The following is a 21,289-nucleotide window of genomic DNA, read 5'->3' as shown; positions in this document are numbered from 1 at the left end:
TCTTTTGGGAGGGATGAAGCGTGCGCTACAGCACGACTTCGATGTCGTGGTTGCTGGCATTCGCCCAGCGCTCGATCTCGGCCTTGAGCGCCTGCTTGGCGCCGCGGTCGCCGTGAACGAGGCGGATTTCGCGGGGTGGCGTTGGCATGCCTTTCAGGAAAGCGAGCAGGTCGGCGTGGGCGGAGTAGCCGCCGATGGTGTCGACACGGGCGCGTATGTCGATGCGCTCGCCGTCGAGTTCCACCCAGCCGCCGCGGGCGCCGTAACGCTGGATGTCGCGGCCAGGCGTACCGGCGCCCTGGTAGCCGATGAACAGCACGGCGTGGCGGGCGTCACTCAGCATGCGCTTGAGGTAGTTGACCACGCGGCCGCCGGCGACCATGCCGCTGGCGGCGATCACCACCGCGGGGCGCCCGGTGCGCGCCAGGTAATCGACGGTCTGCTGGTGTTCGTCGTGACTGTCCACGGTGTAGAGATTGTCGAAGGCCAGCGGATGGCGGCCAGTGTCGAGGCGCGTTTGGGCTTCGGCGTCCCAGCGGGGTTTGAGCTCGCGATACACCGTGGTGAAACGTGCCGCGAGGGGCGAGTCGACGATGATCTCGAGGCCCTGCCAGCGCGGGTCGCTGGCCGCGTGGATCAGCCCTTCCAGCTCGTAGAGCAGTTCTTGCGTGCGGCCGATGCTGAAGGCGGGGATGACCACCGTGCCCTGGTTCTCGAGGGCCCGATCGATGGCGGCCTTGAGCCGTGCCTTTCGCGTGGTGCGGTCTTCGTGGCAACGGTCGCCGTAGGTGCTTTCCAGCACCAGCACATCGGCACGCTCGGGCGGTTGGGGGGCGGGTAGCAACGGTGAGTGCGGCGCGCCCAGGTCACCGCTGAAGACGGTGCGCTGCGTTTGGTCGCTGTGGTGATCCAGACTCTCTACCTCGTGACTCTCTACCTCAACGTAGGCCGAGCCGAGGATGTGGCCGGCGTGTTGCAGGCGCACGCGCACCTGGTGGCGGTCGTCATCGACCAGGGTGTGCCAGTCGTCATACTCCAGCGGCACCAGGCGCGCTGCCACTTCGTCAAGGAAGCGCTCGATCAACGCGCGGTTGCGGGTGAAGCCGATCTTCAGGGCGTCTTCGATGACCAGCGGCAACAGCCGGGCGGAGGGCACCGAGCAGAGAATCGGGCCTTGATAGCCCGCGGCCAGCAGGTATGGGAGCCGGCCGATGTGGTCGATGTGCACGTGGGTGACGAGCAGGGCCAGCACGTCGTTGACCGAAAAATCGATCCGGTGCTGCTCGAGCGTCGTTTGCGTGCGGTCGGCATCCTCGCCCTGGAACAAGCCGCAGTCGACCAGCAGGGCGCGGTCCTCGGCGAGCTGCAGGCGGTGGCAGCTGCCGGTGACGCCTTCGGCGCCGCCGTGGTGAGTGATGTGAGGGTAGGTGGTCATAAAGGGCAACGAATGAGGAACGAGCGACGAGCTAAGGGCTACGAGCGAACTTAGCTGTATGACTTAGTTGTATGTCTTAACTGCATGACTTAATTATATAAATAGTTGTAATAGCCGTAGCCGGGACGGCCCGCTACCCCAGTTTGCCAGCAGGAGCTCCTTACGCAACGCCGCCGCGGCATCGCTAGCTGGCGCCGAAAGGCAGGTTATCCCTGAACACCACAACAGGCCTTAGCTTGTAATGCTTGAAGTCCGAAAAATAGAACTCACAAAGCATGAGTTCGCCCTGCTTTACTTCCATACCTCGTCCTCGGCCAGATCATGCCACTCTTCTACCAAACCAGCAGAGTGTTCAGACATGGCACGCAACTCCATGTCATCGCGGTTATTTTCAGGGCTGCCGACAACCTCGGCATCAAGCAGGATAACCACTCGCACATGCCTGTTCTTCAGCGACTCATATTTAGCCGGAATCCTTACCATGCCATTTTGAATATCTGTCTCAAACTCAATTGCGTACATGGTCTCTCTCCTCCTCTAGCACTCCATGCCGCCAGAATAGCAACCCAACGGGCACCGTCACTATGGTGCCTGGCGCTCGGCCCACTCCTGCGTCAGCCAGGTAGCTGTATATGCTCATCATGAGAGAGAACGCCAGACTCCAGTTTCTCGAATAGCTCGGCAATTTCAGCCGGCTCCGTCGAGCCGGGTGGCATAGTTTCAGGCGTGGGTGATGAACCATGTTCCGGCCACTCAGTTGCCATTTCTGGCAGGCTCCTGGCTTCTGTAACGCTCAATCCCCGTATCCAGGTACTGACCTACGCTACGCCAGTACTCACCCAAGCGCTGTTCAGTACTCCGCTGAGGCATATATTCGGCATAGTCACGATCGGGCCACACCTCCATCACTGAGCCAGCTGCCAGCAACATACGGTTTTTTAATAACTTTTTCTTGTCCGCCATATCTATCACCTCCTGAATACCGTTCAGTATAACGTAGCCATGAGGTACCCGTGGCAGATTGCTCGCCTCACTTCTCACACTCCAATATGCGGGGGACGCCTGGTTGTCGGGCTGGTGATAGATCATCGACTTGTCATAGATGATATATGCCTTATGACATAGCTATATGACTTAACTGTGTGACTCAATTGTACGAATAGTTGTAATACCCATAGCCGTAACTGGTCGCGGCCTTGCGCTCCATGGCATTGAGGATGCCGCCCTTGACGGTAACGCCGGCGGTTTCCATTCGGCGTTGGGCGATCTGCAATTCCCTGATCGGGTTCAGCTGGAAGCGCAGCACCATCAGGGTGGTGCCACTTAGCTTGCTGACTACTGCGGCATCGGTGACGGCGAGAATCGGTGGGGTGTCGATGATCACCAGGTCGAAGCGGCGGCTGGCTTCTTCCAGAAACTCGCTGAAGCGCTCGTTGAGCAGCAGTTCGGAGGGGTTGGGCGGTGCGCTGCCCCGGGCGATATAGCTCAGCCCCGGCGGGTTGCCGTCGCGCAGGATGTCATCGAAGTTCAGCTTGCCGGAAAGCAGCTCGGAAAGGCCGCCCTCGCCCTTTCCATCGAAGGCGTAATGCACATGGCCCTTGCGCATGTCGGCATCCACCACCAGCACCTTCTGGCCGGCCTGGGCGCATACCGCCGCCAGGTTGATGGAGATAAAGCTCTTGCCGATGCTGGGGCTGGGGCCGGTAATCACCAGGCGGTTGTTGTCCGCCTCCATCATCGCGAAGTGCAGGTTGGTGCGCAGGGCGCGCAGCGCCTCCACGGAGGTGTCGGTGGGCGCCTTGTGCGCGAGCACGCCGGTGGCAACGGCGCTGCCCTGCTTGTCGCCGCGGCGCTTGATGCGCTTGATCAGCTTTTCCTGCGCGTCCGAGAGCGGCACGGTGGCATACACCGGCAGGCCATATTCCTCGATCTGCTCGGGCGATTCGATCCCACGGTTGAGCATGCCGCGCACCAACACCAGGCCCACCGCGAGCATGCCGCCCAGCAGCGTGGCGAGCACCACAATCAGCGGCTTCTTGGGCTCGACCGGGCCAGGCTGCACCACCGCTTCGTCGAGAATGCGCACATTACCCACGGTGCTGGCCTTGGCGATCTTCATTTCCTGGATCTTGTTGCGCAGCTGCAGGTAGATCTCCTGGTTGAGCTCGACGTCGCGGGTGCGGCGCAGCACCTGCTGCTGGGTTTCTGGCAGGTCATCGATACTTTCGTTGAGCCGTTCGCGCTCGTTGACCAGCTGCTGCTTTTTCTCCAGCAGCGCCGAATAGGTCGGGTGGCTGGGCGAGAAGCGCCGGGAGACTTCCGATTCGGCGAACTCCAACTCGTTGAGCTGCGCCTCCAGGTTGACCAGCCGCTCCAGAATCGACTGGGTCTCAAGCGACAGATCCACGCTGTCGCGCTCGATGCGATACGCATTCAGGGCATCCTCGGCGGCGCGCAGCTGCTCGCGGATCTCCGGCTCCTGGCCCTCCAGGAAGTTCAGGCTCTGCTCGGCCTCGGCGCTCTGGCGCTGGATATTCTGGTCCAGATACACCTGGCTGATGGCGTCCAGGGAGCGCACGGCACGCTGCGGGTCCGGGCCGGTCAGGGCGAGGTCGAGCAGGCCGCTGTCCTTGCCCTGCTGGCTCACCGAGAAACTACCCCGCAGGCTGTTGATGGCCGCGAGCTTCGAGCGCTGGGTAATGGTGAACTCGGCGCCGGGCGCGGCCTGAATCTCCGCGACCCTCAACTGCACCTGGCCCTCCCGGAAGGCCGACGTCTGGCCGACCTTGCCCTCGCCCAGGGTCTCGCCTGCCAGGCGCAGTGCGTAGTGGTTGCCCTCGCCGTTGACGATGGTGAAGGTTTCGCCTTGCCAGGGGGCATCGACATGGATCTCGCCGATGTTGATCGCCTCCCCCGCCCAGACACTGCTCCCGCCGATGCCGTTCTCGGCGAAAGCGGGCCGCTCGATGCCCAGGCGCACCAGGAAATCGCCGACCATGGGCAGCCGCTTGGGCGTGACGACGACATCCAGGCGCTCCTGATCGACGGCGCGGCCGAGCACCAGCCGCGAGCGCAGGATGCCCAGCTGGGCATCGGCGCTGGGTTCCTCGCCGAGCATGGTGCGCACGTCTTCCAGGGGGTTGGCCATGCCCGACTCGCTTTCCACCTGCACCAGGGCGTCGGCGCTGTAGATGGGCGTGGCCAGCAGGGCGTAGATCACCCCCATGACGCTGAACAGGGCCGTGACGGCGATGATCAGCCACTTGTGATCGAGCAGCAGGCCGAACAGGCGGCCGAGGTCGATCTCGTCATCGGCGGGGGGAGAGGTCTGGGTGGGGGTATCGGACATTAACGTTGTGCTCGGGTGCTGAAGTCAGGAAGGGGGCGGCTGGCGGATCAGTTAAAGATCGCCCACATCATTGCCGGTGGCGGCGGCCGTGCCGGGCAGGCGGATCGAGGGCAGCAGGGCGCTGATCACGCGGTTCCAGCGGGCCAGCGGCGCGGTGGTGACGTAGACCACATCCTCGGGCTGCAGCGGGAAGCGGTTGCCGAGGGTGAAGGCGACGGCGTTGCTGACATCGAGCTGGTAGACGGTCGCCAGGCGATCCGTTGTGCCGGTGTTGCCGCGCACCACGAAGATGCCGGTCGGTTCGGCGGTTTCCTCGTCGATCCCGCCGGCGCGCGAGAGGGCGTCGGTGAGCGAGATGCGCTCGTTGCCCACGGGCAGGTTGCCGGGGTTGTTGACCTGGCCCATCACCGCGACGGCCTGGGTGTCGGCATTCGGCACGTGCACGGTGTCGCCGTCGCGCAGCAGGCGGTTCTGGCGCTGGTCGCCCTCGCGCATCAGCGCATACAGCGACAGGCGCTGCTCTTCGCCATCGCGGGTGAGGATGACCTCGTGCCAGTTGGCGCTCTCCATGGCGCCGCCGGCCTGGCTGATGGCGTCCGCCAGGGTCAGCGGCACGCTGGTCACCGGCAGGGTGCTGGGCTCTTCCACGGCGCCACTGACGTAAACCTTCTGCGAGCGGAAGGCGGCGACAGTGACATCGACCTGGGGCTCGGCGATGAAGTCGACCAGGCGGCGCGCCAGAATGCTGCGGATTTCATCGAGCGTCTTGCCCTCGACGTCGACCCGCCCGATGAACGGGTAGAAGATGCTGCCGTCGCTGCCGACCTGGTTGCCGGCTTCCTCGGCGCTGCGCTCGCCCCCCGCGGGGATCGTCAGTTCGGGGTGGTCGTACACCGTTACGCTGAGCACGTCGCCGGGGCCGACGCGGTAGTCGTAGGCCTCGAGCTGTTGGCGAAGCTCGGGGCTCATCGGCTGGGCGCTGGCCTGGCGCTGCTTCAGGGTGGCGACGAGCCCGGGGGTGATCGGCTGGATATCGACCAGGTCGTCGATGGGCGCGGCGCGGGAGTCCGATTCGATATGGCCACCGGGCGCCAGGGCGCAGCCGGACAGCAGGCCGCCGAGCAGCAAGGCTATGAACAACGGGGCGATGAACAACGGGGGAAGTGTGCGCATGCGGTCGAGGCCTTGTAGTTCATTCGGGCACGCTACCGCCCCGGGATGCTGGCGCATTCCCGAGGCCTGAGGGTGCCGTGCACGCCCCACGCGACCGCTACAGGGGCGATCGCGTGAGAATAAAATGCCGTTATGGCTTAGTTGTGACTTAGCAGCCGAGGCTGTATCGTTATTTCTTATAAACGTAGTTAACTAAATTATTAAAAAATGTTATTACTTTTACTGGCTTAGCTAATTCAGCACTTCGGTAGCGCATCCTACACATCAGTCGAAAGGGTGACTAGCGCGAGCTATTTTTTTGTGTGGCCTAAGGTGAATGTCTTACGCACTTTGTAAGCGATATCTTACAAAAAATCAGCTCATCAAGCATGAGGTGAACATCAAGGGCGTTAAGGAGTAGTCAGCCTTTCGTTCAGCGTCTACCATGCGTTCGTATTGGCGTCGGTTGCTACATTACTGCCATGAGAATTGCTGACGTTGGGCCAGGTGCATCGGGCCCGACGCTGATGACATGAGAGGAAGAGGGAGAGAAAAATGATCAAGAAAGCTTTCGCACTGCTCGCCATCGCCAGCCTGCTGGCGTCCCCGCTGGCGTCCCCGCTGGCGGTCGCGCAGGCGCCGGCCAGCGCTTCAAGCGCCAGCAGCGCCTCTTCCAGCTCAGCTGGCTCGACGGGTGCCGCGACCAGCGCGTCTGCAAGTAGCGGTGCAGCCGGCGGCGCAGCAGCGGGGGGTGCAGCGGCAGGCGGTTCGGCCGCCGGTGGCCTGGCGGGCCTGGCGGCGGCCACGGGGCTTTCCACTGCGGCCTTGGCCGGCGCTGGTATTGCCGCATCCCTGGGCCTTGCAGTGGCGGCATCGGCGTCCAGCGGGTCCAACGGCACTTCGGGTACGACCGGCACGACTGGCACTACCGGCACCAACTGATCGAGCTTTCTGCATGAGGCAAGTCATCACTCTGCTGCGTGAACGCAAGAGCCGCCAACGGGCGGCTCTTTCGCGTTCCTGGCGGTTTTTTCCTCGGTCGTGGCGTCTCTATAGTTTGACGTGGCGTATTGGCGGTTTGATCGCCAGTGCGCTGGTGCTGGGCGGCTGCGCGAGTGGCGGTGTTTCACCGCAGGGGGCGGCCATTCGGGGGTTGTTGCCGGGCGATGACGACATCAACGAACGAGCGGAGGCGATCTCGTTTGCCTCGCTCATCGCCGATACGGGGGATCGCAGCGGGCTGGTGGTGCTGGGCGCCGCCGGCGGCCCGGCGACCTTCTGGCCGACCGGCAACAACGGCATGCTCAGCCTCTATCACGATGGCCTGCAGGCAACGGCGGGACTGCGCGAGAACCTGCTGAGCACGCGTTACGCCCCAACGCAGGGCGAAGGGCCGGCGGATTACGTACCGTGGCAGCAGGAAACGCCGGTGGCGTATCGCCTCGAGCGATTGTGGGAAGACGCAGACGGCCTGACCCGGGCGCTGGGCGCCGATGCTCGACTGAACTGCGAGTCGCCCGCTGCGCTTGCGCTGCCGCTGGGCGAGCAGCAAGTGGAGCGCTGCGTGGCCGAGCGCCAGTGGGACGATGGCCGCGAGACCCAGGCCACGCTGTGGCGCGACCCGAGCACGCGGCGCCTGTGGGCGGTGGACGAAACACCCTGGCCTGGCGGGCCGCGCATTCACTGGGAGGTCGCCCGGCCATGGTGGTAGGTCTTAAGCTCTTGATGGCGTTGGCGCTGAGCCTGGTGCCATGGGTTAGCAGTGCCCAGCAGGTCAACCCCAGCCTGGTCGAGGGCTGGCAGAGCACGCTGGAGCAGCACGCCGCGCCGATCCCGTGGAGCCACGCATTTGCGCTGCGCCGTGACGAGGCGGCGCGGCCCGCTCAGGCGCGCCAGCGGCTTATCGAGGAGCTGCAGACGCTCAACATCAGCGCCCGGGCCGCCGGCCAGCCGGCGGTGGCCGAAGGCCTGGCCCGTTGGCAGGCGACGTTGCGTGAGCTAGACGACGAGCGCACCCGCACGCCGGGGCGCTTCGATCTGCCGTGGCTGGGCGCCAACCTGCGCCAGGTGCCGCCGCTCTCGGCGATCGCCCACTGGGGCTTCTGCACGGTGCCGGACTGGGTGGAAGTGTGGAGCCTCGATGGCGTTCGTCGCGTGCCCTGGTCCGCCGAGCTGCAGTTGGTCGATGTCTATCGTGACTTATCATCGACCGCGCGCCAGGCCGACCATGCCGCGCTGATCGTGCCCAGCGGCAAGGTACTGCGCCGTGGCGTGGCCGCCTGGAACCGCCAGGCTACGCCGTTGGCGCCGGGCAGCCGCGTGGTGTTCGAACTGCCCAACCGCCAGGGCCTGCAGGGCGCCCTGCCCTTCAATACCAGCGCGGCCTTCCCCGGCACCCGCATTGAAAGCGACCTGGTCAACCGCCGGCTTCCCGCCCTGCTCGCCACCCGCCTGCCCGGAGACGACTGCGCCCTATGGCACGCCAACTGATCATGTTTTACCGCTCAAGCGTTGCCAAAACGCGGGTTTTCACCCTGCCGATCGTGATGATGACGACGATGGCGCTTCCGGTCCAATCCGGTGCCCAGTCAGGCGGGCTCGGCAGCGGGCAGAGCGACTTCGGTGGCGTGGGCCTGATGCAGACACCCACGGCGCGTATGGCGCCCGTCGGCACCCTGTCGGCGAGCTTCAGCCGCACTGCGCCCTACCGTCGCTATAACGTGTTCCTGCAGCCGACCGAGTGGCTGGAGGGTGGCTTTCGCTACGTCGAGGTGGAAAACCGCCGCTTCGGCGAGGCGATTGCCGGCGATCGGCGGATGCTCGACAAGGGCTTCGATGTGAAGCTGCGCCTGCTGGAAGAAACCCGCTACTGGCCGGAGCTTGCCGTTGGCTTTCGCGATGTCGGCGGTACCACGCTGTTCGGGGCGGAGTATCTGGTCGCCAACAAGCGCTGGGGCGACTTCGATGTCAGCCTGGGGCTGGGTTGGGGGTATCTGGGCAACGCGGGTGATATCGGCTCGCCGCTGGGCTGGCTCGCCGAGCGCTTCGATGAGCGCCCGGATCGCGCCGGCGGCGATTTCGGCGGGGAATTCGCGGTCGATCAGCTGTTTAGCGGCCCGATGGCCTTCTTCGGCGGGGTCGAATACCAGACGCCGTGGGACCCGCTGGTGTTGCAGTTTGAAGTGGAAGGCAACGATTACGCCAACGAGCCCCAGGCCAACAACCAGGCGCAAGACACCCGCGTGAACCTCGGCGCCCGCCTGGCGCTGACCGAGAATCTTTCGCTGCATGGCGGCTGGCAGCGTGGCGATACGGCGATGGGCGGCATCAGCTACAACGTCGATTTGGCCGGGCTGCGCCAGGTCAAGAATGACCCGGAACCGCTGCCGATCGGCGCCCAGTCCTATGAGGATTGGCAGGCGGCAAGCGAGGCGCTGAACGACAACGCGGGGGTGCGGGTGAACCGCATCACGCGCCGCGGCAATGACCTGCGCGTCGAGGCGGAGCCGGTGCGCTTTCGCTCGCTGGCCCAGAGCGAGGGGCGCGCCGGGCGCATCCTGCATGCCCAGGCGGACGACGACATCGACACCTTCCGCTTTGAGTGGCAGGAGCGCGGCCTGGCGCTGCGCGAAAGCGTGCACGACCGCGCCGCGCTGGTCGCCGCCGCCGGCTCGGCCGAGCAGGAATACGCGCATCGCTATGGCGTCTACGCCCACGCCAACCTGGACGGCCCCGAAGGCGAGGTGCTGCACGAGGCGCCGCCGCAACGCTTGAGCTGGGGGCTGGGGCCGCGCCTGGATCAGAACTTCGGCGGGCCAGATGGCTATCTGTATCGGCTGATGGTCGCGGCCAACGCCGAGTATCGTACCGACGCCAACGGCTGGTTCTCCGGCGAAGTGACATGGACGGCGCTCGACAACCTCGACAACTACGATTACATCGCCAATTCCGAGCTGCCGCGGGTGCGTACCTTCATCGGCGATTACCTGAGCGAGTCACCCGTCGGCATCGAGCACCTGCAGTACACGCGCACCGGCAACTTGAGCGACAACGTCTATGCCATGGGCTATGGCGGGCTGCTCGAGATGATGTACGCCGGGGTCGGCGGTGAGGTGCTGTATCGCTCCTTCGACAGCCCGGTTGCCTTCGGTGCCGACGTCAACTGGGTCAAGCAGCGCGATTTCGACCAGGGCGTGGGCCTGCGGGACTACGACACCTGGACCGGGCATTTCAACGCCTACGTCGAGACCGGCATCGAGGACGTGCTGGCCAAGGTCAGCGTCGGCAAGTACCTGGCCGGGGACGTGGGCGGCACGCTGGATCTCTCGCGAGAATTCGATTCCGGCGTGCGCATGGGCGCCTGGGGCACCTGGACCGATGCCGGCGACGACTTCGGCGAAGGCGGCTTCGACAAGGGGCTCTACCTGTCGATTCCCTTCGACGCCTTCTTCACCCGCTCGAGCCGCGAGCGCGCCAATATCGCCTGGCGCCCGCTCACCCGCGATGGCGGCGCCCGCCTCGGCCGCCGCTACACCCTGTATGACATCACCCACGAACGCGACATGGGCCGTTACTGGGAGGATTACGACAAGAGTTGGGAGTAGCGTATAATAATTAAGAAATAGAGAGAATTGTTAATGGGCGAGACGGCGATTCTAGCGTCATGCTATCGACTGACCGCCCTATATCGACGCATTACTTTCCTAATGCTCCGGGTAACCCTTCAGCCAGATAAAATAGTCTATCTTTGGAAACAAACAGCGACTGCTGTGGGGTTATCTGCCACGCTTAATGTTTTAGCAAATCAGGATAAATTTGTTCAGCAACTCCTTACGTCACTTAACCGGCAGTCGGCAATGGAGAGAACAATGATACAACCCTTGTTGCACAAGCTAAGCAACTTCGCCGACTTGTCTGACGAAGAGAAAGCAGCGTTGAACAATGCCGCCCAGGAAAGTATCAGCTTTGAAAAAGGCGAAGACATCATCGTCGAAGGTGAAAAGCCTGATCACATTCACCTTATTGAAGAAGGGTGGGCGTGTCGCTACAAGCTTCTTGAACGGGGCGATCAACATACCATGGCCTTTCTCCTTCCCGGCGATATGTGCGACATCCACATTACGATTCTTGACGAGATGGATCACTCGATCCGCGCGCTGACGCCGGTGAAGCTCACTCGCATCTCTGCCCAGGAAATGAATAGTATTTTTGAAAATTTCCCCCGGCTTACGCGTGCGCTCTTTTGGTCGACACTCGTTGATGAAGCAATCCTGCGTGAGTGGCTGGTCAGTGCAGGAAGCCGTATCGCGGATGCAAGGTTGGCCCATGTTTTCTGTGAGCTATTATTGCGCTCGCGCGCAGCCGGGCTCACACGCGACAATAGCTTTGAACTTCCCCTGACCCAGGAAGCACTCGGCGAGGCGATGGGCCTGACCAACGTGCATATCAACAGAGTGGTACAGCAAATGCGCAAGGACGGTTTGTTAGAATTCGAGAAAAAACGCTTGATTATTTGTGACTGGGAAAAGATGAAAGCGTTCTCAGGATTCAAACCCAACTATCTTCATTACCAACATCAGAATATCGAACCGTAACGTTAACACGGCCAGTCTCGGCTATTCCGCTGTTACGGCCGGCCGGCCGCGCATCGCCCCCTCCCTGGCTGGGCAAGCCCCATTGGTTTCAAGCTTGGTTCGAAATAGTCTTACTACAGGGGGGTTGTGGTAGGACCATCCATATGGCTTGGGAATTTTCCACCCAACTGCTTTTTTCCATTCATAGACGATAAGTTCACAACATCCCTCGTTTTTCTCCCAGAAGGGGAACCAGGAGGGAACATAGCGAGTTTGATAAAATTCGTATTGATACAAAACTTGGGTTCTGACTCGCCGACAAGGATACGGGATGCCCCATTTCTTGCACCACGTCCATACCCTTGCTTGAGTTTCGACACGTTCAGCACAAGACATATCAATTCTCCTTCCCGCTATAACAGCCCAACCCTCTGGAATGCAGAGAAATGAAGCGCAAACCGGCCGCCCTGCACTCTTTACCTTACAAATCATCTCACCTTACAAATCATCTCACCGTGCAGATCATCTCATCGTGCAGGATGCATTTCCCGGGAGGTTCGCTTCGAGTTTTCAGCTGAAGCAGGTATCTAATCAGCATAGTCTGAAGTTCCCGTTTCAGCCACAAGCGAACCTTCAGCGTATTTTCTTATGACGCGAGTGGTCAGAGGCAGGGTCCCGAATAATCAGGCGAGGGTTATCGCTTCTACGGTCGCGCTAACATCGACTGCCTACCGCAGCCCTTGCGTCGCTCGGCCGAGAGTGGCGGGAAGGGTGAAGCCTTTTTCTAATTCTTTTGCTTTGACGCCTTCGTCAGCAGGGTGTTACAAGACGTGAATCGCCTTGGCCGCCAACGGGTGATATCAACATTTTAAAGTAATTTATTCTTATAAAGCATGACGCGAAGTGATGCTGGTACACGCTTCTTCCAAAAGGCTCTTTCATGTCGTTAGCCGCTCAGTGTCAGCCCCATGATCACGTCGTACAATTCTACGCGGATGCTACGACCCTACCGGAGGCAGTGGCCGACTTCCTTGAGTCGGGCGCCCGGATCGGGGAGCGTCTGGTGGTGTTGTTGACGCCGATCCACCGCTCGGCACTGCTCGAGCAGCTTGAAGCACGCGGCCTGAATACCCAAGCGGCCATGGCCAGTGGTGAACTGGTCGCAAAAGATGCACGCTCTTTGTTATCCGCCATTATGCGCGATGATATGCCGGATAAGGTACTGTTCGAGCGGCACCTTTTGGCTGACATCGAGGCCGGCTCACCCCGGCCGACGCGCGCCTTCGGCGAGCTGGTCAATCTGCTGTGTGCCGATGGCAACGCCGAGGCGGCGGTGCGCCTGGAGGCGTTATGGCATGCCGCGTGCCAACGCCTGCCGCTGACGCTGCTGTGCAGCTATGATCTGCAGCACTTTCGCCGCCCGGGCGATAAGAACGCCTTCCAGGCCATCTGCGATCACCATTCCCGCGTGTTGCCAGGCGAGGGATTCTGTCAGCTAGTACCGGATCAGCAGCTGCGCGAGGTCTCGCGGCTGCAACAGCAGGCCCAGGTGCTCCGTCACGAAGTCGCCACACGGGAGCAGGCGGAACGCAACCTGGTCGCCGTGCAGCAACTGTGTGACGAGAAGTTGCAGGCGTTTGCCGACCAGGCCTTTCACGATGCGCTGATGCGGCATGCCAACCTGGCCAGAGGTCTCGACCCGTATCGCGGCCTTCGCCCCGACCGGCTTGCCATCCACGCGCTTGGTGATCCCGGCCCCGATCACCTTGCACGGCAACGCGCGCTTCGCGAAGCGCCCAAGCGCGGAGAGTTCGCGCTCCACTATTGCCCGCTGCTCTGTGCGCAGAGCGGTCAGATCGTCGCGTTGTCGGCCCAGCCCCGCTGGCATTCGCCTGATTTTGGTATGTTGGCGCCGTCCTGCTGGATGCCCATCGCCGAGGAAAACGACCAGCTCGCCGAGCTATGCCGGTGGGTGCTTCTTGATATCTGCCGTCATGCAAGGGACTGGGTCGAGGCGGGCGCCAATATGCGGGTTGCGGCGCTGCTGACGTCCGAAGACCTGTTGAATGGCGATCTCGTTGATGGGGTAAATGAGACCCTGACACGCAGCGGGCTTCCGGCCGAATGGTTCGAACTGGAGCTTCCCGAGAGCACGCTCATGCGCGACCCCAGGCGGACCCAGGAGGTCCTGGAACGCCTCAAGGCGCTGGGCGTGGGCGTGGTTGTCGATGCCTTCGGTAGTAGACACTCGATGCTCGACCACATTTCCCGCTTTCCCATCGATACCCTCAAGCTCGACGAGCATTTCATTCATGGCTGCCTCGACAATGCCCGCCATCAGGCTATTGTTCGCTCGGTCATCGCCCTGGCGCACGAACGCGGCATACGGGTCACCGCCAACGGCGTGGCGACCCGCGCGCAAGCCGATTATCTGGGTCGCCAAGGCTGCGACTACTTGCAGGGCAGCCTTTGGTCGCGCATGGAATATAGCGAACACATTGCAATGACGTGAAGATTCCCCAGACGCCATCAGCCGGCCTTGAAACGCGTCAAGTGCTTATACAATTACATTCAGATGGCGGACCTGGCCGGTCAGGATAAAAGGCTCTATGCACCGTTATCGCCGAAGACCTCGGCGAGTGACTGGGCATCCAGCAGGTTTTCGGCCCAGCGCTCCAGTTCGCCGGTGGTGGCCTGTGCCAATCTTTGCTGTATTTCGTCATCGAGTGGGCCGAAACGGCGCACCAGCATCTTGCTCAGCAGGGACTGCTCGCCTTGTCGCATGCCCTGTTCCATGCCCTGTTGCATGCCCTGTTGCATGCCTTGTTGCATGCCCTGTTCCATGCCTTGTTGTATGCTTTCTGTTCGCAAACGCTCTACTAGTCCGGTCATGGCGGTGCTCTCCTGAGGGTATCGGGATTCGTAAAGTTGCCGTTCGGTATCATTTAATTCCGTGTAAATATCGATAAAATCCAAGTATTTGATCTGCTTCTCGATATTCGGTTCAAGCGTCAGCAGCCCCTCGATCGCCTTGGCGTAGATGTCGACCTTCTGCTCCGGCGTCCACTGCATGTTAGGCAGATTCAGCCGCGCCACCAGGTTGTCGCTATCAAGGTACCGCTCCGCCGGGGTCGCCGCCAGCACACAGGCCAGATAGTCGAAGGCCAGGTAGCGATGCCGCTCGCTGCCTAGCGCCAGCTGCCGGGGAATCGCCGTACTGTCATGTAGAAAGATCACCACCGGCACCACCCGCTCGGTGGCCAGCAGCTCGGCCAGGTCCAGGCAGTAGTGGGCCAGGCGGTGAATCGAGAAGCGCTGCGGATTCGTCTCCTCCTCGAGCACGAACAGCAGGGCTTCGCGATGGCCGTCCGGCCATTCCACCAGCAACGGCACGTCCAGTTCGCGAAAGCGCTCGCCCAGTCGCTCCTTGAGCTGCTCCTGGCGCAGCGGAGTAATGGTCACGCTGGCATCGATATCCCCTGCCTCGTCCGCGGCAAAGAAAGCCAACGCCTCGCGGGGGTAGTCGAGAATCAGGTTCTTGAAATTCTGGTCGTGGCTGACGCGATGGGGCATGGGTCTGTCTCTGAAAAGGCATTGGCGCTACTTTGCACCAGGTTAGCGGCGCTTTCATATACCCTTGGCTCCCTCCTCGGCACCGGCACAACGCTGTGCAGGCGCCAGTATGACGATTATTAATGATTGAGATTTTGTATCGTAATTGACTGGCGTAAAAAAGGGATCGGCTTATCTGTTAGGCTGGTTTTTTCGCTATGCAAAGGATATTGCACCGCTACGAGCGACTTGATTTGCCATGGAGCGAGCAAACTCTCCAGCAAATCAAGTCGTTTCATGACGTCACTAACTATGTCAATCGCAACCTGCCAACAATAACGCTGCCAACAGAGGAGTCGTCGCTTGGAACTGCTGCAATACGCGCTCGACAATATTGAGCTGCTCGGCAGCCGGACGCTAGAGCACATCGCGCTGGTCGGGGTTGCCGTGGGCATCGCCACGCTGACCGGCGTGCCCATCGGCATTGCCATCACCAAGAACGAAAACGTGGCGAAGTCGGTGCTGTATGTCGCCTCGATTATCGTCACCATTCCGTCGATTGCGCTGTTCGGCATCATGATCCCGATACTCTCGATCTTCGGCCAGGGGATCGGCTACGTACCGGCCGTGCTGGCGGTGCTGCTGTACTCGCAATTACCGATCATTCGCAATACCTATACGGCGATCAATAACGTCAATCCGGCACTGCGCGAAGCGGCTCGCGGGCTCGGCATGAGCTCGAACCAGCGCTTGCGCATGGTGGAAATCCCCTTGGCAGTCCCGGTCATCATGGCGGGGGTACGCACGGCCGTGGTGTTGAATATCGGGGTCATGGCGATCGCGGCGTATATCGGGGCCGGCGGCCTGGGCACCTTCATCAGCCGCGGCATTTCCCAGTCCGACCCACGCCAGTTGATCGTCGGTTCGATTGCCGTGAGCCTGCTGGCGATCGTTGTCGATTTTTCCCTGCTGGCGCTGCAGAAACGCCTGACGCCCAAGGGCATGGAGCGTGACGCTTCCGCCGGTTGAGGCGTGCCCTGTGCGAACCGCTTGCTGCTCACCAGAACAGGATCATTATGATTCAACTCGACAATCTGACCAAAGTCTTCGAGACCCCCAAAGAGGCGGTGGTCGCTGCCGACCACATCAGCATGAACGTGCCGGACGGTGAGATCTGCATTCTGCTTGGTCCGTCGGGCTGCGGAAAAACCACCACGCTGAAGATGATCAACCGCATCATTCAACCGACGTCGGGAAAGGTCTTCATCAATGATGAGGACACCAGCGGCATGAACACCCAGGACCTGCGTCGCAATATCGGGTATGTCATCCAGCAGATCGGCCTGTTTCCCAACATGACCATCGAGGAAAACATCACGATCGTGCCCAAGCTGCTGGGCTGGGACAAGAACCGCTACAAGAAGCGCGCGCGCGAGATGATGGATATGATTGCCATGGACGCCGAGGCGTTTCTCAAGCGTTATCCCAGCGAGTTGTCCGGCGGCCAGCAGCAACGCATCGGCGTGGCTCGCGCCCTGGCCGCCGATCCGCCGGTGATGCTGATGGATGAGCCGTTCGGGGCCATCGACCCGATCAATCGCGCAGTGATTCAGGACGAGTTCCTCAAGATGCAGCAGGAGCTCAAGAAGACCATCATGTTTGTCAGCCACGATATCGATGAGGCGATCAAGATGGGTGATCGCGTCGCGGTGTTTCGTGAAGGCAAGCTGGTGCAATACTCCACGCCGGACGACCTGCTGGCGGCGCCCAAGAATGCCTTCATCGAGTCGTTCCTGGGCGAGGACCGCGCCCTCAAGCGCCTGAACCTGGTCAAGGTCAGCGAGGTGGTGAGTGCCGATATCGGCAGCGTGCGCCCCGACGACACGCTGGAAACGGCGCTATCGCGCATCGATGACTTCGGTTATCAGAACTCGATCCTGATGGTGAATGACCGCCACCAGCCGGCCGGGGTGATCACCCGCGCCGTCGCCCGCACCACCAAGGGCTACTGTCGCGATCATTTCCAGAGCGCGCCGCCTGTGGTCAGGCTGGACGATGACCTGCGCAAGGTGGCTTCCCTCATGTTCGCCAACGACACCACCTGGCTGCCTTGTGTCGATGATGAGGGTCGCGTGAGCGGCCAGATTACCCAGCGCGCCATGACGCACCATCTGGGCTCGCGCTTTCGCTCGCGCCCCGACAACAGCGCCAGCATTCGCCCCGACAGCAATGCCGCGAAGGAGTGAACGCCGATGCCGATTCGATCGCTGAAGGGAGGCGTTACCGCGCTGTTGGCCGTGCTGATTTTCATCGCCGGCGTCTGGGCACAGAGCAGCGGCTTGATCGACGAGTTCCTTTTCTACTTGCCCGACGTGCAGTACCTGGTGGTCGGGCACCTGCAGCTGACCGCCATCTCGGGCGGCCTGGCCATCGCGGTCGCCGTGCCGTTGGGGATACTGCTGTCGCGCCCCGGCATGGCGCGCTGGGCGGAGTCGCTGATGCAGGTCTTGAACGTTGGCACCACCATTCCGACCCTCGCGGTGCTGGCCTTGTCGATGAGCTTTCTGGGCATCGGCATCGTCCCGGCCGTGTTCGGCCTGTTCGTCGCCACGCTGCTGCCGATCGCGCGCAACACCTACGTGGGCTTGAAAGGGGTGTCGCCGGCGCTGATGGAAGCCGCCGCCGGGATCGGCATGTCGCCGGCCCAGCGCCTGTTCAGAGTCGAATTGCCCAACGCCCTGTACGTGATTTTCGCCGGTATCCGTACCGCACTGGCCATCAATGTCGGCACGGTGCCGCTGGCGTTTCTCATCGGGGCGGGCGGCCTCGGCGAGCTGATCTTTACCGGCATTGATCTTTACGACACGGTGATGATGCTTTCCGGGGCCATTCCCACGGCATTGCTGGCGATCGTCGTCGATGCGCTGATCGCGTCCATCGCCTTTCTTGTCGTGCCACGCGGGGTCAACCCCGCTCGCGCTTGACAGTCCCTTGAAACAACACCAATCGACAAGCAGGAGACAAATAATATGATTAAACCATTGATGACCACCCTGACCGGCCTCGCCCTGGCCAGCACCCTGTCGGCCGCGCAAGCCGAGATCGTGGTGGGGGGCAAGAACTTCACCGAGCAGCAGATCCTGACCAGCATGACCGCCCAGTACCTCGAAGGCTTGGGTTATGAGATCGAAAAGCGCGCCGGGATGGGTTCGGCCATCCTGCGCCAGGCGCAAGAGAACGGTCAAATCGACATGTACTGGGAATACACCGGTACGTCACTGATCAATTACAACGACGTCACCGAGCAACTGTCGCCGGAAGAGACCTACGCGCGCGTCAAGGAGCTCGACGCCGAGAAGGGCCTGGTATGGCTCGAGCCCTCCGATGCCAACAACACCTATGCCCTCGCCATGCGTGAACAGGATGCCGAGGAGCGTGGTATCGAAACGCTCAGCGATCTGGCCGAGACGATCAACGACGGCGAGGAGCTGAGCTTCGCGCTGAATGCCGAGTTTTATGCGCGCGAGGATGGCTGGCGCCCGCTGCTGGAAGCCTATGACTTCCGTGTCAGCCGCGGCGATATCCAGCGCATGGACACCGGCCTGGTCTACCCGGCGTTGCGCGATGGCGACGTCGATGTCGGCCTGGTGTTCGCGACGGACGGTCGTATCCCGGCCTTTGACTTCCGCGTTCTGGAAGACGACGAAGGCTTCTTCCCGGCCTATGCCCTGACCCCGGTAGTGCGTGAGGAAACCCTTGAGGCCAATCCCGAACTGGCGGAGCAAATGAACGCCCTCTCCAGCCTGCTCGACGATGAAACCATGGCCGAGCTCAACGCTCGCGTCGACGTGGAGCGCGAGACCATAGAGGACGTGGCCGAGTCCTTCCTGCAGGACAACGATCTGCTGTAACGCTTTTTCTTCGATAACCCCCTGCTCGTAGGCCGATGCTTGGCATCGGCCTACGACGCATATTTTCGCAAAAGGAAACTTTATGAAGCCAATATTTCCAACCCTCGTCTTGCTCACGGCAGGTCTGACGTCCAGCCTGGCCTCCGCCGAGACCATTACGGTGGGCGGCAAGAACTTTACCGAGCAGCTGATCATGGCCTCCATGACAGGCCAGTACCTTGAGGCCCATGGCTACGAGGTGGACGAACGCTCGGGTATGGGCACTGCCGTGCTTCGCCGAGCCCAAGAGAGCGGCCAGGTCGACCTTTATTGGGAGTATACCGGCACTTCGCTGATCAGCTACAACGGCGTGGAGGAGAAGCTGTCGCCGGAAGAGACCTACGAGCGCGTCAAGGAACTGGACGGCGAAAAAGGCCTGGTGTGGCTCGATCCATCAGAGGCCAACAATACCTATGCCCTAGCCATGCGCCGAGGCCAGGCCGAGGAACTGGGCATCGACAGCATTTCCGACCTAGCCTCGACCATAAATGACGGGCATGAATTGACTCTGGCCTCCAACGCGACCTTCTATTCCCGAGACGATGGCCTAAGGCCGATGCAGGAGACCTACGGCTTCGAGTTCGGCCGCCGCAACGTTTCGCGCATGGACCAGGGCCTTACGCTCACTGCGCTGGACCAGGAAGAGGTCGACGTGGCCATGACAACTGCCACCAACGGCCGCATACCGGCTCTGGACCTGACGGTGCTGGAGGACGACCTAACGTTCTTCCCGGACTACGCCATGACACCAGTGGTTCGTGCCGAAATTCTGGAAGCACATCCTGAGCTGGCCGAGCTGATGAATACGGTTTCCGCGCTACTCGACGATGCCACCATGGCCGAGCTCAATGCCCGGGTAGATGTCGAAAGAGAGTCGGTCGATGAGGTCGCCGAAGCATTTCTGAAGACGCACGAGCTGCTGTAGAATTGGTTTCATCGACACACTGACAACGTTACCAAAATGACCTTTAACAGAACGTTACCAAAATGACCTTTAACAGAAGGCTGCCTCCGGGCGGCCTTCTTTCATGTAGGTAGGTGTAGTGGTCCAATGAAACCGGACACCAACGTAGGTGGTAACATTGCCACCGTTCACGAGGTGTCTGATGACCAGGAAACGACGATCTTTTACACCGGAGTTCAAGCAGGAAGCGGCCTGTCTGGTGCTTGACCAAGGCTACTCTGTTGCCGAAGCCAGCCGTTCTTTGAATGTCGGCGAAAACGCCCTCAGGCGATGGGTGAAGCAGCTCTCTGAAGAGCGTGGCGGGGTGACTCCCCAGTCCAAAGCGCTGACGCCGGAGCAGCAGCGGATCCAGGAATTGGAAGCCCGTTGTGAGCGCCTGGAACGGGAAAAATCGATCCTAAAAAAGGCTACCGCTCTCTTGATGTCGGACGAGATGAATCGTACGCGCTGATAGACCAGTTAAGTGAGCAGGAGCCGGTTGAGATGGTCTGTAAAGCGTTTGAGGTATCCCGGTCCAGCTATTACGACTATCGCCGCAGACGGTCCGTAGTGGATGCCGAAAGAGTCGTGCTGCGAGCCGATGTGAGCCGGATATTCCGCAAGAGCCGAAGCTCAGCGGGCAGCCGGATGATCACCAGCATGCTCAATGACGAAGGTGTCAAAATCGGACGCTTCAAGGTCCGTCGACTGATGAGTGAGCTGGGGCTGATCTGCAAACAGCCAGGGCCACACGCTTACAAGCAGGCCACCGTGGAGAGGCCAGACATTCCTAATCGGTTGAACCGTGAGTTCAGCGTCAGTCGCCCAGACCAGGCGTGGTGCGGCGATATCACATATGTGTGGGCCGGCCAGCGCTGGAGCTATCTGGCGGTCGTTCTGGATCTTTACGCCCGTCGTATTGTGGGTTGGGCATTATCGGACCGACCTGATGCCGAGTTGGTGGTAAAGGCACTGGTTCATGCTTACGAGCAACGAGGCAAGCCGACCGGGGTTCTCTTCCACACTGACCAAGGCAGTCAGTACGCCAGTCGATTGTTCCGTCAGAGGCTCTGGCGTTATCGCATGGAGCAAAGCATGAGTCGCCGGGGAAACTGCTGGGACAATGCCCCGATGGAGCGAGTCTTCCGAAGCTTGAAAAGCGAATGGATCCCTTCACTCGGTTACCGCTCAATTCCTGATGCACGAAAGGATATTGGCGACTACCTGATGGACTACTACAACAGGCAACGTCCTCATACCTTCAATGACGGCATGCCACCCGTGGTCGCTGAAGAAAAACTTAAAATACTGTCCGGGATTAGTTGACCACTACAA

18 protein-coding genes are annotated in these 21,289 nt (G+C 61.2%); 12 read left to right on the top strand and 6 right to left on the bottom strand.

The features are described from left to right. Nucleotides 1-25: 25 nt before the first annotated feature. The 5 genes from BM341_RS17605 to BM341_RS17585 all read right to left on the bottom strand — a co-directional run bounded on the left by BM341_RS17605 (nucleotide 26) and on the right by BM341_RS17585 (nucleotide 5,957). Nucleotides 26-1,435 carry an MBL fold metallo-hydrolase RNA specificity domain-containing protein gene (locus BM341_RS17605; protein WP_089797409.1) on the bottom strand — a complete coding sequence of 470 codons (1,410 nt, stop codon included), beginning with the start codon at nucleotides 1,433-1,435 and terminating at the stop codon, nucleotides 26-28. A gap of 291 nt (nucleotides 1,436-1,726) precedes the next feature. Further along, the gene (locus BM341_RS17600) at nucleotides 1,727-1,957 is read right to left on the bottom strand and encodes a hypothetical protein (RefSeq protein WP_089797407.1); all 231 of its coding nucleotides are present in this window, start codon (nucleotides 1,955-1,957) and stop codon (nucleotides 1,727-1,729) included. 231 nt (nucleotides 1,958-2,188) lie between these two features. Beyond that, on the bottom strand, nucleotides 2,189-2,398 hold the full coding sequence (locus BM341_RS17595; RefSeq protein WP_089797405.1) for a hypothetical protein: 210 nt from the start codon (nucleotides 2,396-2,398) through the stop codon (nucleotides 2,189-2,191). A 184-nt stretch (nucleotides 2,399-2,582) separates the two neighbouring features. After that, nucleotides 2,583-4,784, bottom strand: coding sequence for a polysaccharide biosynthesis tyrosine autokinase (locus tag BM341_RS17590; protein WP_089797403.1), 2,202 nt, complete (start codon nucleotides 4,782-4,784; stop codon nucleotides 2,583-2,585). Nucleotides 4,785-4,835: 51 nt separating this feature from the next. Next, a complete protein-coding gene (locus BM341_RS17585; protein WP_089797401.1) occupies nucleotides 4,836-5,957 on the bottom strand; it encodes a polysaccharide export protein in 1,122 nt (373 codons plus the stop codon). A 534-nt stretch (nucleotides 5,958-6,491) separates the two neighbouring features. Here BM341_RS17585 and BM341_RS17580 point away from each other — a divergent pair. From BM341_RS17580 to BM341_RS17555, 6 genes are all read left to right on the top strand, one after another. Next, the gene (locus BM341_RS17580; protein WP_217646253.1) at nucleotides 6,492-6,878 is read left to right on the top strand and encodes a hypothetical protein; all 387 of its coding nucleotides are present in this window, start codon (nucleotides 6,492-6,494) and stop codon (nucleotides 6,876-6,878) included. 13 nt (nucleotides 6,879-6,891) lie between these two features. Continuing rightward, complete coding sequence (locus tag BM341_RS17575) at nucleotides 6,892-7,647, top strand: hypothetical protein (protein WP_089797399.1); 756 nt, start codon at nucleotides 6,892-6,894, stop codon at nucleotides 7,645-7,647. Further along, on the top strand, nucleotides 7,638-8,426 hold the full coding sequence (locus BM341_RS17570) for a capsule biosynthesis GfcC family protein (RefSeq protein WP_089797397.1): 789 nt from the start codon (nucleotides 7,638-7,640) through the stop codon (nucleotides 8,424-8,426). Before BM341_RS17575 ends, BM341_RS17570 begins: the two co-directional genes overlap by 10 nt. Then, complete coding sequence (locus BM341_RS17565) at nucleotides 8,411-10,540, top strand: YjbH domain-containing protein (RefSeq protein WP_245784321.1); 2,130 nt, start codon at nucleotides 8,411-8,413, stop codon at nucleotides 10,538-10,540. Before BM341_RS17570 ends, BM341_RS17565 begins: the two co-directional genes overlap by 16 nt. Before the next feature lie 264 nt (nucleotides 10,541-10,804). Further along, nucleotides 10,805-11,530, top strand: a complete 726-nt coding sequence (locus tag BM341_RS17560; protein ID WP_089797395.1) for a Crp/Fnr family transcriptional regulator — start codon at nucleotides 10,805-10,807, stop codon at nucleotides 11,528-11,530. Between the two features lie 919 nt (nucleotides 11,531-12,449). Next, entirely contained in the window at nucleotides 12,450-14,021 is a 1,572-nt protein-coding gene (locus BM341_RS17555; RefSeq protein WP_089797393.1) for an EAL domain-containing protein, read from the top strand. Between the two features lie 95 nt (nucleotides 14,022-14,116). Here the strand turns inward: BM341_RS17555 and BM341_RS17550 are convergent, their stop codons facing one another. After that, complete coding sequence (locus BM341_RS17550; RefSeq protein ID WP_089797391.1) at nucleotides 14,117-15,082, bottom strand: DUF4351 domain-containing protein; 966 nt, start codon at nucleotides 15,080-15,082, stop codon at nucleotides 14,117-14,119. Nucleotides 15,083-15,424: 342 nt separating this feature from the next. Here BM341_RS17550 and BM341_RS17545 point away from each other — a divergent pair, with 342 nt between their 5' ends. The 6 genes from BM341_RS17545 to BM341_RS17520 all read left to right on the top strand — a co-directional run bounded on the left by BM341_RS17545 (nucleotide 15,425) and on the right by BM341_RS17520 (nucleotide 21,280). Further along, entirely contained in the window at nucleotides 15,425-16,090 is a 666-nt protein-coding gene (locus BM341_RS17545; protein ID WP_089797389.1) for an ABC transporter permease, read from the top strand. 47 nt (nucleotides 16,091-16,137) lie between these two features. Next, nucleotides 16,138-17,307, top strand: a complete 1,170-nt coding sequence (locus BM341_RS17540; protein WP_089797387.1) for an ABC transporter ATP-binding protein — start codon at nucleotides 16,138-16,140, stop codon at nucleotides 17,305-17,307. Between the two features lie 6 nt (nucleotides 17,308-17,313). Continuing rightward, a complete protein-coding gene (locus BM341_RS17535; RefSeq protein WP_089797385.1) occupies nucleotides 17,314-18,045 on the top strand; it encodes an ABC transporter permease in 732 nt (243 codons plus the stop codon). Nucleotides 18,046-18,090: 45 nt separating this feature from the next. Further along, the gene (locus BM341_RS17530) at nucleotides 18,091-18,972 is read left to right on the top strand and encodes a glycine betaine ABC transporter substrate-binding protein (protein ID WP_089797383.1); all 882 of its coding nucleotides are present in this window, start codon (nucleotides 18,091-18,093) and stop codon (nucleotides 18,970-18,972) included. Nucleotides 18,973-19,054: 82 nt separating this feature from the next. Then, complete coding sequence (locus BM341_RS17525) at nucleotides 19,055-19,936, top strand: glycine betaine ABC transporter substrate-binding protein (protein WP_089797381.1); 882 nt, start codon at nucleotides 19,055-19,057, stop codon at nucleotides 19,934-19,936. Between the two features lie 181 nt (nucleotides 19,937-20,117). Beyond that, a protein-coding gene (locus BM341_RS17520) for an IS3 family transposase (protein ID WP_089792638.1) occupies nucleotides 20,118-21,280 on the top strand; the annotation gives its coding sequence in 2 pieces (ribosomal slippage) (nucleotides 20,118-20,373 and nucleotides 20,373-21,280; 1,164 coding nt in all). The last annotated feature ends 9 nt before the right edge of the window (nucleotides 21,281-21,289 follow it).

The sequence above is a fragment of the Halomonas korlensis genome (genome assembly GCF_900116705.1).
GTDB classification, from domain to species: Bacteria; Pseudomonadota; Gammaproteobacteria; order Pseudomonadales; family Halomonadaceae; genus Halomonas; species Halomonas korlensis.
Note: the sequence above shows the minus strand (reverse complement) of the source record. Positions and strands in the feature narration are given on the sequence as shown.